This window comes from Sphingobacterium sp. BS-2, from assembly GCF_046161205.1.
GTDB lineage: Bacteria > Bacteroidota > Bacteroidia > Sphingobacteriales > Sphingobacteriaceae > Sphingobacterium > Sphingobacterium mizutaii.
The window spans coordinates 1-16,414 of record NZ_JBIXGO010000020.1 but is presented as its reverse complement, the minus strand read 5'-3'; the positions used below and the strand labels follow the sequence as shown (position 1 = coordinate 16,414).

The window sequence follows — 16,414 nt, the reverse complement described above, 5'->3', positions numbered from 1 at the left end:
TTATATGGAAACCGTTGTTAGTGGTATTAGAAGTACCGGAAAATTACACCTTGGAAATTACTATGGGGCATTGAAAAATTTCGTCAAAATGCAGGACGAATACAATTGCTTCTTTTTTATCGCAGATTTACACTCTTTAACGACCCACCCAACTCCACATGGCCTCAAAGAAACGGTTCGCAATGTGGTGGTGGAATACCTTGCCGCTGGATTAGATCCTGAAAAATCAACTATATACGTTCAATCTGATGTACCTGAAGTAGCTGAACTCTATCTATACATGAATATGAACGCCTACATGGGTGAATTGGAAAGATCGACAGCTTTTAAAGATAAGGTCAGAGCAAATCCTAATAATGTCAATGCAGGTTTATTGACCTATCCGGTTCTTATGGCCTGTGATATCTTGATCCATCATGGAACAAAAGTACCCGTAGGTAAAGATCAAGAACAACACCTGGAAATGACCAGAACCTTCTCGAACAGGTTCAACCGTCTTTATGAGGTAGATTATTTCAAGGAAGCATTCGCATTCACTTATGCGGATAAGCTGATTAAGATCCCTGGACTATCTGGTCAAGGTAAAATGGGGAAATCAAACGGTGAAGCGGATTGTATCTATCTTTCCGATGCTGAAGAGGTAATCCGTAAAAAGATTATGCGTGCAGTTACGGATGCTGGACCGACTGAGCAAAACCAAGTGAAACCTGAAGCAGTACAAAACCTTTTCGATTTGATGAACGTGGTATCTTCTGCAGATACCCTTCAGCACTTTGATGGATTATATAATAAAGCCGAAATCCGCTACGGTGATTTCAAAAAACAACTTGCTGAAGATATGGTAACAGCAACCAGTGAAGTGCGAGCGCGTATCCAAGAAATCAGTCAAGATGATGCTTACATTGCCAAAGTCCTTAAAATGGGGGCAGAAAAAGCCCAGGCAAGTGCGCAGAAGACTATGAAAGAAGTTCGTGAAATTATCGGTTTAAAAAAATTGTATTAAAAGATGCATATAGCAATTGTTGGAAATATTGGAGCTGGTAAAACAACCTTAACTGAGTTACTTGCTAAACACCTTAATTTTGAGCCTCAATTTGAAGCTGTAGAAAACAATCCTTACCTAGAGGATTTCTATAGCGACATGAAACGTTGGGCCTTTAACCTGCAGATTTTCTTCCTAAATTCTAGATTCCGCCATATTGTGGACCTACAGAATAGAGAAATCAATATGATCCAAGATAGAACCATCTATGAGGATGCTTACATATTTGCAGAAAACTTATATGATATGGGCTTGATGAGTGCCCGTGATTTTGAAAACTATTCCGATATTTTTCAAAGCATTGTAAACTATATCAAACCACCAGATCTTTTGATCTACCTTCGTGCTTCAGTACCTACTTTAGTGAATAACATCCAAAAGCGAGGTCGCGACTACGAATCTGGTATCCGTTTAGATTATCTGTCTAAATTGAACGAGAAATACGAAAAATGGATAAATAATTATTCTGAAGGTAAATTATTGGTCCTTGACAAGGATAACCTTGATTTCGCCAATAATCAGGAAGATCTCGGAAAAATCATCCAAAAAATAGAAGCCGAACTCTTCGGTTTATTTTAAGAACTTAAAAGCCGATATTCTTCGGCTTTTCTTATTTTTAATCTATGAAAGTAATTGGAATAATACCTGCTAGGTACGACTCAACCAGATTTCCAGGAAAACCCTTGGTGGATATTGCCGGGATGACCATGATCCAACGTGTATACAACCAAGTAAAACACGCCGCTTCCCTAAACGAAGTTGTGGTAGCCACGGATGACCAACGCATTTTTGACCATGTAAAAAGTTTTGCTGGCAATGTTGTCATGACTAGTAAGGACCATCAATCTGGTACAGATCGTTGCGCAGAAGTCATCAATAATATTTCTGGTTTCGATATCGCTATCAATATCCAAGGCGATGAACCTTTTATTGATCCCCAGCAAATTGATTTACTCGTATCTTGTTTCCAAAGACCTGAAGTGGAAATAGCGACTCTTGTACGTCCAATCAACGAACTTGCCGATCTTGAAAATGTAAATAAGCCAAAGGTGGTTTTAAACCAAAAAAACGAGGCACTATATTTTTCTAGGCAACCCATTCCCTATATGAGAGGAACAGATATCAAGGAATGGCTCTCAAAAGAAACCTATTACAATCATATCGGTATCTATGGTTTTAAAGTGGAAACTTTAAAAGATTTAGCCAAACTACCGATTTCAAAACTAGAAAAAACTGAATCCTTAGAACAACTCCGCTGGCTGGATAATGGGTACAGAATCCAAACTGCTATATCTAATCATATCAACGATGCAATCGACAGCCCAGAAGATCTACAGGATATCCTCAAAAAATATTTCAGCAAATAGCTAAAACAAAGAGGTCAAGATTTATTCTTGACCTCTTTGTTTATTTTCAATTCCTTCTTCCCTATTATCAAGCTTTGAAGAACATATCTCTTTTAATAACTTACCTCAGACATCCCTGAAAGCAATTCCTGATAATCTTCCAGCTTAATTCTCTTCATATCGTCAAAAACCATGTCCAGCGAATTGATTTGCTCTCTTGTCCTTATGCCTATAACGCTACAAGCAACCGGCTGATGCAACAAGGGATATTTCAAAGCAAGCGCTAGATTAGCAACACCTAACTGATTAGATATTTCTGTAACCTTACGTTGTATTTCCAAGACCTCATGGACTGAATAACTCAAATATTTCTGGGCAGCCTTTTTCAATAACAGACCTTGGGCTACAGTTCCTCTGGCCAAAACAGAAATACCGCTTTCAGCAAGTTCAGGAAAATACTTCTCTGGCCTCCGGTCAAATATACTGTATTGCATCATATCTGAAATGATATTGCTATTCTTGGCATAATTCAAGAATACCTTTGGTCGAATGGATGATATTCCATAATAACGAATCTTTCCCTGTTGGACCAATAACTCAAAGGCTTCAACAATTTCATCAAAGGGATCCTCAATCGTTCCGCCATGAAGCTGGTAAAGATCGAGGTAATCAGTTTTCAAGCGACTCAAAGATTCGTCAATTGATTTTAGGATATATGCCTTACTTGGTGCCCAATCCCAACCACTTCCATCTTCTTTCCACTTATTTCCAACTTTGGAAGCTAATATCCATTTATCACGATTACCTTCAATCAACCTACCGATTAATTCTTCATTCTTTCCTTTATCATAAAGATCTGAAGTGTCCAGGTAATTGATTCCAAGTTCTTGTGCATGTTTGATAATATAGGAATTCGTTTCATCATGACCTTGCACCAATGACATCGCGCCAAGTCCAATTTCAGATATCTCTAATTCCGATTTACCTAATTTATTATATTGCATTCTCATTTGGCGATTTTATATCCAGCAGTTCCACATCAAATATCAAGGTACTATAAGGAGGAATCGGACCACTGCCACGTTCTCCATATCCTAAGTTATAAGGAATGAAGAATCTATATTTAGCACCTTTTTTCATCAAAGGAATACCAATTTTCCAGCCTTCAATCACATTATCCAGTTCAAGATCTAAAGGTTCACCGCGCTCATAGGAATTATCAAAAGTCTCACCTGTGTGGACCTTTCCAATATAATGAACCTTAACAGTATCGGTTATTGAAGGATTCAATCCTGTTCCTTCTTTTAACACCTCATATTGAACCCCTTCTGCTGTCACCTTGACTCCGGCTCTGCTTTTATTCTTAGTCAAGAAATCTTCAGCAGATTTCTTCAATCCAGCACTCTTTTCATCCTGGATTTTCTGCAATCCATCACGGATTATTTGCTCTCGGTCTTCATCCTTAAATAATGATTCTTTACCTTCAAGCACATCTCCTATTGCTTGTAATAATTTCGCCTTGTTGATCGGCAAATCCATTTTCTTGATGTATGACCCTAGATCTTGTCCTAAAGCATAGGACAGCGAATCATTAGCATTGGATAAGGCTTGTGCCTGACTTTGCGAACTTATTGCTAAACAAAAAAAGATTCCTAAAATGTACTTCATTATGGTTTATGGTTTTTTATTATTTTATCGATAATCTCTGCTGTACAATCTTGATAGTCCACATTGACGTTTGACTTTGCATTCAACCAAGATTCTATGTCCAGCTCCGATTTCTTCTTTAAACTTTTGATCACAGGTACCCCGATCTCTTCAAGAGATGCCGCATTTAAATGTTGCTCATATTGGTTCTTCATCGGAATGACCAATAATTTCTTCCCTAAATATAGAGCTTCTGCGGGAGTTTCAAAGCCTGCACCACATAATACACCTGAAGATTCTGCCATGCTCTGAACAAAGGCATCGGAATTGATCGGATTGATTGACACATTCTTCAACCTAAAAGGCTTCTTATTATGTTTAGAAAACACCTCCCATTTCACATCTGTAAATCTTGATAGATGTTTTAATAGATGGGAATCATCATAGGAAGGCAAATATACGGTATAATGGCCTAAATCTTTAGGATCCAGCTCTCTAACTGATTGTCTGATTACTGGAGTAAAGATATGGGAGGCATACGATTTAAAATGAAAACCATAGGATATATTGGAAGGCGCATAATTTTTCATGATGAATTTCCCTAACATATCCGATTCTTCAGGTTTAGGACTTGAGGGATCAAAGGCGCCTATCTGATGGCTTAGACCAATACAATTCTTTTCCTTAAAATAACATCCCCAAGCAGATATCGGTTCAAAATCATTGATTACCAAATCATAGTCTTCAACAGGCACCGAGTTCACTTCCTTTACAAATTTCCGTACCGTCGAACTCATAAAAGTCTTCCAAAGGTCTACCCCTCCAGACTTGCCAAAAATAAAACTCAATCCATGGTATCGATACTTCACTTCAAATGGTAAATCGATGTCGGCTTGAATGCCACTGATTAAAACATCGACCTGACCATATTCCCTAAGACATGGAATAATGTCGATCGCTCGACACAAATGCCCATTTCCAGTCCCTTGAACAGCATATAATATTTTCATCGAATCAGTATTTGACTTCAACAAAGTAACAAATTTCAGTTAATATGTTTCGACAAAATCCTAGATATCTTAACTAAAAATTATTATATTTCGATAAAGCTCTACTAACCAACATGAAACAATGTTGTATTCTGTTTATCGCTGCATTCTTTATGCTCTTCCTATCATCATGGGGCTTCCAACCGCATAAATTGATGAACCAACATGCCATTTTTACCCTACCAGCAGAGCTCAGCCTATTTTATAAGAAACATCGATACCAAATCCGAGAGTTTGCCATCAATGCCGATAAAAGAGTATATATAGATACAGCCGAGTCACCACGCCATTTTATAGATCTTGATCGAATTGCAGACCACGATTCCGTTCAGATTCCTTGGAAGCAGGCCAAAGAAAAGTACAATGAAAAATACCTGATTAGTCGTGGCATTGTTCCTTGGCAAATAGAGAAATCCTATCGACAATTAAAAAAAGCCTTTTACGATAAGGATATCAAGCGGATCATAAAGATCTCTGCTGATTTGGGTCATTATACTGCTGATGCCCATGTCCCTCTACATACCAGCAGCAATTATAATGGTCAATTGACCGACCAGGTTGGGATCCATGCCTTATGGGAAACCCGACTGCCGGAAAAGTTCAGTAAGGACTATAGTCTATATGTAGGACCTGCAAATTATATTGACAATGTTTTGGATTATGCTTGGAAAGCAGTCCTTGAAAGCCATTCCCTCCTCGACTCTGTATTAAAAGTAGAAAAGGAATTGTCAAAGCGCCTTCCAAAAGTACTACATAGAGCCTATATCCAACGGGGCCAACAAATTCAAACTAATTATTCGGACTTTTATGCTACAAATTACCATAACCAGTTAAATGGGATGGTTATGCGCAGAATGAAAAAATCCATCCATGCCATCGGCTCTTTATGGTATACAGCATGGATTGATGCTGGTCAACCAGACCTATCTAATTCCGAAAAGCTGGAAAACAATGTAGATACTATAGACCTTAATATCAACCATATCCCAAAAGGTCGAGAAGAATGGCATTAGAATATTCGTTCAACTAAACATTTTAACTAATTTTGGCAAAAATTTAATTAAAATGTCAACCAAAAAGTTATTATTCCTTTTTTGTTCTATACCAACATTCGCATTTACTCAAAGTTTGAATGATACTACCAAAATCTCAGAGGTCATCATTCAAGAAAACAGATTTCAGATACCTTTCAACCAACATAGCCGCAATATCCAGGTCTTAACCCAAAAGGATTTAAAGAAATTACCAAGCAGCAGTATCAATGAAGTGTTAAGATATGTCTCTGGTGTGGATATCCGTCAGCGTGGTCCTTTCGGAACTCAAGCTGATATCGGTATCGATGGCGGTAGTTTCGACCAAACCCTGGTACTGATCAATGGGGTTAAATTATCTGATCCGCAGACAGGTCACCATATGCTCAATATCCCTATTCCATTAGAGGCAATCGAAAGAATTGAAATCCTTCGTGGACCTGCTTCTAGGATGTACGGAATCAATGCTTTGACTGGTGCAGTCAATATTGTTACCAAACAAGTTGAACATAATTCGGTATTTACCCACCTCTATGCAGGATCTTCCTTTGACAAAGTTGAAGAAACTGACAAAGATGGTATCTATTATGGAACCGGTATTCAAGTTGGTGGAACATTTTATAATAAAAGCAATCAGCATCAATTATATGCCAGCAAAGAGCATAGCAATGGTCAGCGCTATAATACAGGCTCAGATAATGAAAGAATCTATTATCAAAATAACCTTGTTATTAATTCGGACAACAGGATCCAAATGATGGCTGGCTACATGAACAATAGATTTGGAGCTAATGGTTATTATGCCGCCCCTGGTGATATAAATTCAGAGGAGTTGGTTGAAACCTTCTTATCAAGCATATCTTCCCAACATCAGTTGAACGATCACTGGTATTTGAACCCTAGGATCAATTACCGTTATAACGACGACGATTATAGATACTTTAAAGATGATTTAAGCAAAGGTAGAAGCCATCACTACACTCATACCCTTTCAGCTGAATTAAATGCTTACAGGCAGATTAAATACGGTGATTTAGGATTAGGGGTCGAATCCAGACATGAAAAGATCAATAGCTCCAATATTGGGGACCACAGCCGTAACAACCTGGGATTCTTCACGGAATTCCGTTCTACCTATTTCAGGAAGTTTATTTTCAATTTGGGTGCTTATATCAATTACAATTCAGATTACGATTGGCAGGTCTTCCCAGGTTTGGATATTAGTTACTTAATCAATGACAACTGGAAGATTTCGGCAAGCAGCGGAACCAGCCAAAGGATCCCAACTTTCACCGATCTTTACCTAAACCAAAGACCTGGAAATATCGGAAATCCAGACCTAAAAAGTGAAAATGCTTGGCAGAATGAAATCGGTACTTCTTACACGAAAGGCAACCTAAGCATAAGGGCAGGTTACTTCTATCGCGATATCGATAATTTCATAGACTGGATGCGTGAAAGTACGGATGTACCTTATCAGGCTAATAATCTAGGTAACAACAAAACGCATGGAATTTTTTCCAACTTCTTATACAATTACCAAATAGCAGAAAGAAAAAGCTTGAACTTCAACTTTTCGTACAGCTATTTAAAACCCTCTATCGTAAATAATTACAAAAACAGCATAATCAAATACGGAATCGAAAGCTTAAAGCATCAAGCCATCGGAACCATCAGCTTCCATACCGGAAATTGGAATTTTATTACCGCTAATCGATGGCTACAAAGGACTACAAATAACTCTTACTTTGTATCGGATGCCCGCATCGCCTTCCAAAAATCAAAGTACACCATCTACGCCGATGTCCAGAATATATTTGATGCACAGTACATCGAAGTCGGAGCAGTCCCAATGCCAAGCCGCTGGGCGACATTAGGGTTTAAGTATAACATTAGTTTGTAGATATGAGATGTGAGATATGAGATGTGAGATAGAAAATTTTGAATAAAGGCGGGATTGCGTTGGGTGAGTGCTCATCGAGCGGAGCCGAGATGACAACCACTGATTATCGAGCGGCATCTCGGCTTCGCTCGATAACCGCCGAGATGACGATCCCCCACCCTAATTCAAAAAAAAACAGGGCGATTATTACTAATCGCCCTGCCTTATTTTGTTTTCTAGTCTTAAAGTTGTTTTTCTAATTTATCAGTCAATACTGATTTTGGAACAGCTCCGATTTGTTTGTCAACAATCTCACCGTTTTTAAAGAACAACAAAGCCGGGATATTACGGATTCCATAACGAACAGAAATATCTGGGTTGTTATCAACATTAACTTTACCTACCACTGCTTTACCTTCGTACTCAGTTGCAATCTCATCTACCAATGGACCAACCATACGACATGGGCCACACCATTCTGCCCAAAAGTCAATTAGTACTGGTTTATCTGATTTTAATACAACTTCATCAAAGTTGCCATCTGTAATTTCTAATGCCATTTTGATTATGTTTTTATGATTTTACAATTTAAATGAACACAAATATAAGCAATCGCTTATACATGCTATTTACTTACAACTATTATTTTTTTTATATGCTATCAATTTAATTTATATCGCACGCTCTCTAAAGCTTCCAATCCATCCAAAAACTCATTGGTGATAAAGATCTTCTTCCGCTTTACAGGCATCTCAATGGATAATTCATCCTGAAGATCCATAATCATAAACTTTAATTGACAGTTTGCTTCTTGTCCTTCTAATTGGGTATAACTCACTAATTCCTCCAAAGTTTTGACAAATTCCTGATTTAAGATATGCAATGGAAATTGAATTGTGAAGGATTTTGCCATCTTTTCGCGTAAATCTGATAGCAATTGGATCCCTTTCAATTCAAAACCCCAGTTACCAACTTGCTTGAAACGCTCTTGCACCAATCCTCTGATCTGTACAAAATAGCCTTCCTGTAAATAACCCTTGAACTTCACGTAGTCTTCTCCGAAAACCATGATCTCAAAAGAGTCTGAATAATCTTCAATAATAAAGGAGCCAAAAGGTTTACCTGACTTTGCAACCCGATGGTTAGCCATGGCCACGATACCTCCCAAAACAACTTCCTTATTCTTGATCCGGTTAAATTCTAGTAATAGCTCCTGCTCTACTTCCGCAGCCTTTACCTTATTGATCATTTGCAAGTCTGTCACATTATTTGGACAGAAATGGCGCATTTCAAACTTATAATTATCCAAAGGGTGACTCGTCAAATAAATACCGATCACATCCTTTTCATATTTCAACTTTTCAATCAAACCCCATGCTGGACATGGATTTAGGGTCGGTTCAGGTAATTCAACAGCACCACCCGCTCCAAATAAACTTACCTGCGCAGAGTTCTCATTCTCTTTAAACTTATGGGCAAATTTAATCGCCTTCTCAATTCCCGAACTACTGTCCGTATCGGAGAAGAAATATTGTGCACGGTGGGTATCCGAAAAGGAATCAAATCCGCCAGCATAAGCCAAGCTTTCGAATGCCTTTTTATTGATCATACGAAGATCCACGCGTTTTGCTAAGTCGAATATAGATTTGTATGGTCCATCTGCCCTACTATTTACAATAGTTTCTACAGCTCCTGCTCCTACACCTTTCACTGCTCCAATACCAAAACGGATTGCGCCTTCATCATTTACTGTAAACTTATAGTGCGATTCATTAACATCTGGACCTAAGACTGTTAAACCCATTCTCCTACACTCTTCCATAAAGAACGTTACTTGCTTGATATCGTTCATGTTATTGGAAAGTACAGCTGCCATATATTCCGCAGGATAATGTGCTTTTAGATATGCAGTCTGATAAGCAACCCAAGCATAGCAGGTCGAGTGGGATTTATTGAAGGCATAGGATGCAAATGCTTCCCAGTCGGTCCAAATCTTCTCTAATACTTTTGCACTATGTCCATTCGCTTCTGCTTGGGAGACAAATTTAGGCTTCATCTTATCCAAGACTGCCTTTTGTTTCTTACCCATCGCCTTACGAAGAACGTCGGCATCACCCTTAGAGAATCCAGCAAGTTTTTGTGACAGAAGCATTACCTGCTCTTGGTAAACTGTAATACCGTATGTTTCACTCAGGTATTCCTCACAGGCATCCAAGTCATAGGTGATTGGTTCAATTCCATGCTTACGTTTTACGAAACTAGGAATATATTCCATCGGACCTGGACGATATAATGCGTTCATGGCAATTAAATCCGCAAAGACTGTCGGTTTTAATTCCTTCATATATTTCTGCATCCCGGGAGACTCATACTGGAAGATACCGATGGTCTCACCCCTTTGGAACAGCTCGTAAGTCTTTACATCATCAATTGGAAAATTATCGGGATCCAAATCGATGTCATGGCTCAATTTAACGTTGATTACAGTATCCTTGATTAAGGTTAACGTTTTTAAGCCTAGAAAGTCCATTTTCAATAAGCCGGCACTTTCTACGACCGAGTTATCGAACTGGGTAACATATAGATCAGAATCCTTCGCTAAGGATACCGGTACGAAATTCGTAATATCATCCGGTGTGATAATAACTCCACAGGCATGTATACCCGTATTACGCATCGACCCCTCCAAAACCCTAGCTTGTTTAATGGTTTCCGCTTCAATACCAGCACCATCAGCCAAAGATTTCAGTTTATTGACAGCTTCCAACTCTTCACTTCGCAAAACTTCCTTCAGCGCTTTGTCCTCCAGATTGAAGATCTTACTTAGTTTTAAGTTAGGAATCAACTTAGCAATTTCATTCGCATCAGAAAGAGGTAGATCTAAAACCCTAGCTGTATCCTTGATAGAGGATTTAGCAGCCATGGTTCCATAAGTAATGATCTGTGCTACTTGTGATGCTCCATATTTGTCGATTACATATTGCATTACCCGACCACGCCCCTCATCATCGAAGTCGATATCAATATCGGGCATGGAAACACGGTCTGGATTCAAGAAACGCTCAAATAGCAAATCGTATAGGATGGGGTCAATATTGGTAATCCCCAAACAATAGGCTACGGCAGATCCTGCTGCCGAACCACGACCTGGACCTACTGATACCCCCATTTCACGGGCTGCAGCAATAAAGTCCTGTACAATCAAGAAATAACCGGGGTAACCTGTTTTCTCAATGGTTGCCAATTCGAAATCCAAACGCTCCCGAATAGAATCGGTAATCTCTGGATACCGTTTCTCAGCACCAATATAAGTAAGATGCTTTAAGAAGGCATTTTCACCACGTTTTCCGCCATCAACCAAATCCTCCTCGGATTGAAACTGTTCAGGGATTTCAAATTTTGGAAGCAAGACATCCCTGTTTAAGGAATAAATCTCAATCTTATCCAAAACCTCCTGAATATTGATGATGGCCTGCGGTGTATCTTTAAAAACCTGCTTCATTTCATCAGCAGATTTGAAATAATATTCTTGGTTTGGTAAACCGAAACGGAAGCCACGTCCTCTACCCTTAGGTGTCGATAGCTTTTCGCCATCCTTTACACAAAGTAGGATATCATGCGCATGCGCATCGGCTTTATTGACGTAATAGGTATTGTTCGTTCCGATTACTTTCACTTGATGTTTTTCAGCCAATTGGACCAAGGTGTCATTCACCCTATTTTCATCCTCCTGACCATGTCGCATCAGTTCTATATAGAAATCTTCGCCAAATTGTTCTTTCCACCAAATCAAGGCTTCCTCAGCTTGGGCTTCACCAATGTTCAAGACCTTACTAGGTACCTCACCATTCAAGTTACCAGACAGAACGATCAGATCTTCTTTATAGCGTTCGACAGTTTCTTTGTCGATTCTTGGCACATAATAGAATCCTTCAGTATAAGCCACCGAAGCCATTTTTGCCATATTATGATAGCCCTGTTTGTTTTTCGCCAAGAAAACTACTTGATAACCGTTGTCTTTCCGGCTTTTATCTTTCCGGTTCTCACAAACAAAGAATTCACAGCCAACAATTGGCTTGATGATGCGACCATCATAGGTCTCTCCATTTTCTTCAGCTTCCTTAATCTTTGCTTCAACATCCTTGTTATGTCCTAAGGTTTTGCTGACAAAGTGGAATGCCCCCATCATATTACCATGGTCTGTCATGGCAACTGCCGACATTTTATGCTTGGCTGCTGCTTGGATCAGGTTATCAATGGAAATAGTGGACTGTAAAACTGAAAATTGTGTATGGTTATGTAAGTGGGCAAACTCAGCTGCCTCAAACTTGGCTAAGGTTTCAGGATCAATGACAACCTTTTTAACCCCCATGCTTTCCTCTTGACGGATTGCATCAGAAGCGGCCTTAAGGTTGACATGTTTTAAACCGACTGATTCTACTACAGTAGGATTTTCTTTTTTAAACTCTACAAAATATCCGGTATCGACCTGAAGCTCATTTGGCGTAAATACATCTTTTCTGATCAGCTCAAAAAAGCATCGCGTAGTTGCTTCAACGTCGGCTGTAGCATTGTGCGCCTCAGCAAATGGTACTCCAAAAAGGTAACTATGTAATTCCGTAAGATTAGGTAACTTATACCGACCACCACGACCTCCAGGAAGTTTCAATAGATCTGCAGTAACTTCCGTACAGGTATCAAGAATAGGCATAGATGCCATTGGGCTGTCCACCTGATAACGGTAAAATTCACAGCCCATGATATTGATATCAAAACCAATATTCTGGCCAACTACAAATTTTGCCTTGCCCAGTGCTTCATTGAATTTAACTAAAACATCAGTTAAAGGAATTCCCTCAGATTCTGCCAATTCAGTAGAAATACCATGGATTTTTTCAGAATCATAGGGAATATTGAATCCATCTGGCTTGATCAAATAATCCTGATGCTCAACCAACCTTCCCATTTCATCGTGCAATTGCCATGCTATCTGAATACACCTCGGCCAGTTATCTGTATCCGTAATTGGTGCATCCCAACGCTTTGGCAAACCCGTAGTCTCCGTATCAAAAATTATATACATCTTTTTCTCTTCTCCCTAAAACTATGAACTAACAAAAATACTTAATATTATCCTAATAAACCCCCAAATTCCGGCAACTAAAATATCCACATCTTTAAGTAAATCTAAACTAGGATTTTAAAGGCAAAGCTCTGTTTCTAAAAAGTCATTTTGCAATATAAGGGGAAAATGTAGACAGTAAAATAGCTTGGGGATATTTTGTTTTGAGCCAAACAAAAAACGCAGCCCATAGACTACGGACTGCGTTTTATTATATTTTTATTGGATCTTATTTCAAGATCACGACTTCTACTCTTCTGTTCTTTTGTCTACCTTCTGGAGTTTTGTTATCAGCAATTGGTTTGGTCTGACCTAAACCTTTTGTTGAGATTCTAGCATCAGAAATACCTGCGTCCACTAAGAACTTCTCCACTGAAGCGGCACGCTTATCTGACAACCAAACATTGTACTCTGCAGTACCGGTTGCATCTGTATGTCCATCCACTCTGATCTTTGAATTAGCATTGGAAGTCTTCAATACTTTTACCAGTTTGCTCAATTCAGTCTTTGCTCCATCCGTTAAGTAAGAAGAATTCGTAGGGAACAATAAATCTGATGATATGGAAACTAAAATACCTTCATTCGTCTGCTTTGCATCCTCAAATTCTCGCTTCACATTTTTCAGTCCATCGTTGGTTCCGTCTTGGCTTACTACTGCTCCTGGGTTCACAACCAAAGCTTGTTGTTTACAAGAAAATAAAGTAAGACCAGCTAAAAAAATTAAAGTTAAATAGTTGATTCGCTTCATGAGTTTTTATAAAGTTATTATTGCGTAAATATAGTGATATTACTATTAAAAATGTCACTTCTTGAAGATTCTTTGTTCCGCTGATCTGATTTCCGGAATTGCCTGATATAAGTTCCAAATTAAACCCGTTCTCGCATTCTCTAACAAGATGGCTAGATTAGATTGATTGTTGGCAATATACTCATCCGAAACATCATCGGTCCTCAAATCCATCCATGCCCTAAAGCCATATTCGGTAAAGAGATACTCCCCAAATTGATTATACATGGCATATAAAGAACGTTTGGACCTGCTTTCATCCAAGAACATCGATGATATGGCAATTGCAGGATTAATCCGGAAGGTCCCAATACTGTCACGGTATTGGTAAAAGCCCCAGATATCTGAATTAGAGGTTCCTACTCCTATCTCATTATCTCGACGTTTTGCCACTTGTGTATATTTCTGTAGAACAGACTTCAAATCATAGTCTCCAACTTTACTCAGGTTAGGATTGATTGTGTTGAAAGGCCTGTACATATCTAATAGACTTGTAGTATAATTTCCAAAAGGGAGTTTGATACCGTACATCAATGTATCGTGTGTTGAAGCTACTTTATAGATAGAATCTTGTCCAGGAACAGATACCAAAACTTTTTCATCATGCATCATCAGATTCACCGAATCTGCAACATTTGACACTTGCTCTGTATTCATCCTTCGGATAGAATTTCTTCCACGGGGTCTTTCAAATTTGTATTTTAGTGCATTTGTGAAAGCCTCAGGCGCTAGACTTGATTTTGTCGAAGCAATGGCCAACATATAGGCATTAAGACCGCCATTGATACCAACCAAGGGGTCAAAAGTGAAATACTCATCAAGCATATCAATTGCCGAACGTAAGACCAATGGATCGTTTGGCAAGGTTACTCCTCGCCAGTCCAACCTTTCCCATAGTTGAGTAATATCTGCGCGGAGTTTATTTTCCTCAGCAGCATCCGTATTTAAGTATTGACGGATAACCAATAAAGCTTCTATCAAAGAACTGGTAGCTTGCACATCATAGCGCGGAATATCATCCAGATATAAAGGAAGACCTTTCCTACCATCGAAATAAGCAGGGAAAAATCCTTTGTTATTTTGAGCTTTACCCAAAAACCCAACAATTCTTTTTACACGGCTTAAGAACAATGCCTTGCTCACAAATCCTTTCTCAACACCAACCAACATACTCAACATGGCACCGCCAGTTTCACGTACCGAGACCACCGCCTTATCTTTCATGCGATATGGCATGTACATCCCGGAATTGATATCGTAATTCTCGACGAAATAATTCACGTTGGCAAGTTGGATCAGATCCAATAATTGATCTTCGTTAAGTTGTTTTGGCTCAACCTCAAGAACTTCTGAAAAGGGAGACTCTCTATAGTTATAATCTACCCAGGCTATCTTATAATAGTATTTCTTATCCAGAACAGGAATATAATCCAAGCTTCTCAACATATAGGTCGGACGAATAGCCACTGCCTTAAACTCCTTATTGTCCAATGAACGATAGATTTTCACGTATCGGATACTTGGTGTCAACGGCACCTGCCATTGCAGGTCCACATGTTTTCCGTAAGCAGTAACTTTCGACAATACTGCATTGGAAGTCAATGGAGCTTCAGAATATTTTGTGGGAAGGAATTCAATTTGGTCCAAGAACAACTGGTTGGTCACCTCGCTGGCATGGTGCTGCCTCAAGATAATCCCTGAAATATTGTGGTCAATATTCAAGCCGGCAAATTCCTTCAAAGGAATCTTCACACTCATCCAGCTACTATTGTTATAATCCTCGATATAATCACCTAATGGTATCGATACGGATTGATTCATACCCTGCTGTATGGAAATAGAGGGTAAGTTTTCAGGTTTGGTCCCCGCAGAACCGACAAAGATCTTCAGACTCAAGATATCATCAAAAGATACCCTATAGTGAAACTTCTGCCTACTATACTTGATCAAAACATCCCAATCGCCCATTTCAGCGGAGATATATTTTAGGGAAAGGGCATTCCCGGGAGTAAAGAACAAGGTATCCGAAACCAAGAGATTTTTCTGGATATTCTCCACCCAACTATCGCCCGAATAATTAACGATACTTCGGGCATAAGTTCCTTTCACCAAACTATTATCAAATACCACCTCCGGATAGGATTCAGCTTTACCATTGAAGGCTAGAAAGCAAAAAAAGAGTATAGTAAAGAGTCGAAGTTGCATAAACAAGAATTAATCTACGAAAATAGATAAAAATCGCGCCAAAAGCTATTAATATGCCCTTTTTCTGGCTTCGTGATAAAATTATTACGCACATTACAAGCACATTGCATTTTTTATCAGGATATAATTTTTCAACTTTGTTAAATCTGTCTATATTTGCAGCACGTCAAGCGAAAGTAGCTCAGTTGGTAGAGCACAACCTTGCCAAGGTTGGGGTCGCGAGTTCGAATCTCGTCTTTCGCTCAGTTGCCTAGGTGGTGGAACTGGTAGACACGCAGGACTTAAAATCCTGTTCCCGTTAAG

Annotated in this window: 12 protein-coding genes and 1 tRNA gene; 6 read left to right on the top strand and 7 right to left on the bottom strand. The window is 39.0% G+C overall.

The features are described 5' to 3' along the window. Nucleotides 1–4: 4 nt before the first annotated feature. Genes trpS through kdsB form a run of 3 tightly spaced genes read left to right on the top strand, consistent with a single transcriptional unit; the run spans nucleotide 5 to nucleotide 2,409 of the window. A complete protein-coding gene (gene trpS, locus ACK2WI_RS15065; RefSeq protein WP_093096275.1) occupies nucleotides 5–1,003 on the top strand; it encodes a tryptophan--tRNA ligase in 999 nt (332 codons plus the stop codon). 3 nt (nucleotides 1,004–1,006) lie between these two features. Next, nucleotides 1,007–1,621 (top strand): deoxynucleoside kinase, encoded by a 615-nt coding sequence (locus tag ACK2WI_RS15060; RefSeq protein WP_093096274.1) that lies wholly within the window; start codon nucleotides 1,007–1,009, stop codon nucleotides 1,619–1,621. 44 nt (nucleotides 1,622–1,665) lie between these two features. Next, nucleotides 1,666–2,409 (top strand): 3-deoxy-manno-octulosonate cytidylyltransferase, encoded by a 744-nt coding sequence (gene kdsB / locus ACK2WI_RS15055; RefSeq protein ID WP_093096273.1) that lies wholly within the window; start codon nucleotides 1,666–1,668, stop codon nucleotides 2,407–2,409. Nucleotides 2,410–2,501: 92 nt separating this feature from the next. Here the strand turns inward: kdsB and ACK2WI_RS15050 are convergent, their stop codons facing one another. Genes ACK2WI_RS15050 through ACK2WI_RS15040 form a run of 3 tightly spaced genes read right to left on the bottom strand, consistent with a single transcriptional unit; the run spans nucleotide 2,502 to nucleotide 5,045 of the window. Next, nucleotides 2,502–3,398: an aldo/keto reductase gene (locus ACK2WI_RS15050; RefSeq protein ID WP_312696278.1), complete on the bottom strand. Its 897-nt coding sequence runs from the start codon at nucleotides 3,396–3,398 to the stop codon at nucleotides 2,502–2,504. Then, complete coding sequence (locus ACK2WI_RS15045; RefSeq protein ID WP_312696279.1) at nucleotides 3,382–4,056, bottom strand: FKBP-type peptidyl-prolyl cis-trans isomerase; 675 nt, start codon at nucleotides 4,054–4,056, stop codon at nucleotides 3,382–3,384. The genes ACK2WI_RS15050 and ACK2WI_RS15045 overlap by 17 nt, the downstream gene beginning before the upstream one ends. Then, on the bottom strand, nucleotides 4,056–5,045 hold the full coding sequence (locus ACK2WI_RS15040; protein ID WP_093096269.1) for a glycosyltransferase family protein: 990 nt from the start codon (nucleotides 5,043–5,045) through the stop codon (nucleotides 4,056–4,058). Before ACK2WI_RS15040 ends, ACK2WI_RS15045 begins: the two co-directional genes overlap by 1 nt. Before the next feature lie 113 nt (nucleotides 5,046–5,158). Between ACK2WI_RS15040 and ACK2WI_RS15035 the strand changes: the two genes are divergently transcribed. After that, nucleotides 5,159–6,097: a zinc dependent phospholipase C family protein gene (locus ACK2WI_RS15035; RefSeq protein ID WP_312696280.1), complete on the top strand. Its 939-nt coding sequence runs from the start codon at nucleotides 5,159–5,161 to the stop codon at nucleotides 6,095–6,097. A gap of 52 nt (nucleotides 6,098–6,149) precedes the next feature. Further along, entirely contained in the window at nucleotides 6,150–8,018 is a 1,869-nt protein-coding gene (locus ACK2WI_RS15030; protein WP_312696281.1) for a TonB-dependent receptor domain-containing protein, read from the top strand. A gap of 221 nt (nucleotides 8,019–8,239) precedes the next feature. On the opposite strand, the gene trxA is transcribed toward ACK2WI_RS15030, so the two are convergent. The 4 genes from trxA to ACK2WI_RS15010 all read right to left on the bottom strand — a co-directional run bounded on the left by trxA (nucleotide 8,240) and on the right by ACK2WI_RS15010 (nucleotide 16,111). After that, nucleotides 8,240–8,557 carry a thioredoxin gene (gene trxA / locus ACK2WI_RS15025; protein WP_093096263.1) on the bottom strand — a complete coding sequence of 106 codons (318 nt, stop codon included), beginning with the start codon at nucleotides 8,555–8,557 and terminating at the stop codon, nucleotides 8,240–8,242. Nucleotides 8,558–8,658: 101 nt separating this feature from the next. Continuing rightward, on the bottom strand, nucleotides 8,659–13,080 hold the full coding sequence (gene dnaE / locus ACK2WI_RS15020; protein WP_312696282.1) for a DNA polymerase III subunit alpha: 4,422 nt from the start codon (nucleotides 13,078–13,080) through the stop codon (nucleotides 8,659–8,661). A gap of 268 nt (nucleotides 13,081–13,348) precedes the next feature. Then, nucleotides 13,349–13,867 (bottom strand): OmpA family protein, encoded by a 519-nt coding sequence (locus ACK2WI_RS15015; RefSeq protein ID WP_093096258.1) that lies wholly within the window; start codon nucleotides 13,865–13,867, stop codon nucleotides 13,349–13,351. A 54-nt stretch (nucleotides 13,868–13,921) separates the two neighbouring features. Beyond that, nucleotides 13,922–16,111, bottom strand: a complete 2,190-nt coding sequence (locus ACK2WI_RS15010) for a glucoamylase family protein (protein WP_312696283.1) — start codon at nucleotides 16,109–16,111, stop codon at nucleotides 13,922–13,924. A gap of 170 nt (nucleotides 16,112–16,281) precedes the next feature. On the opposite strand from ACK2WI_RS15010, the gene ACK2WI_RS15005 reads away from it, so the two are divergent. After that, nucleotides 16,282–16,354: transfer RNA gene (locus ACK2WI_RS15005), tRNA-Gly, on the top strand. Nucleotides 16,355–16,414 lie beyond the last annotated feature (60 nt).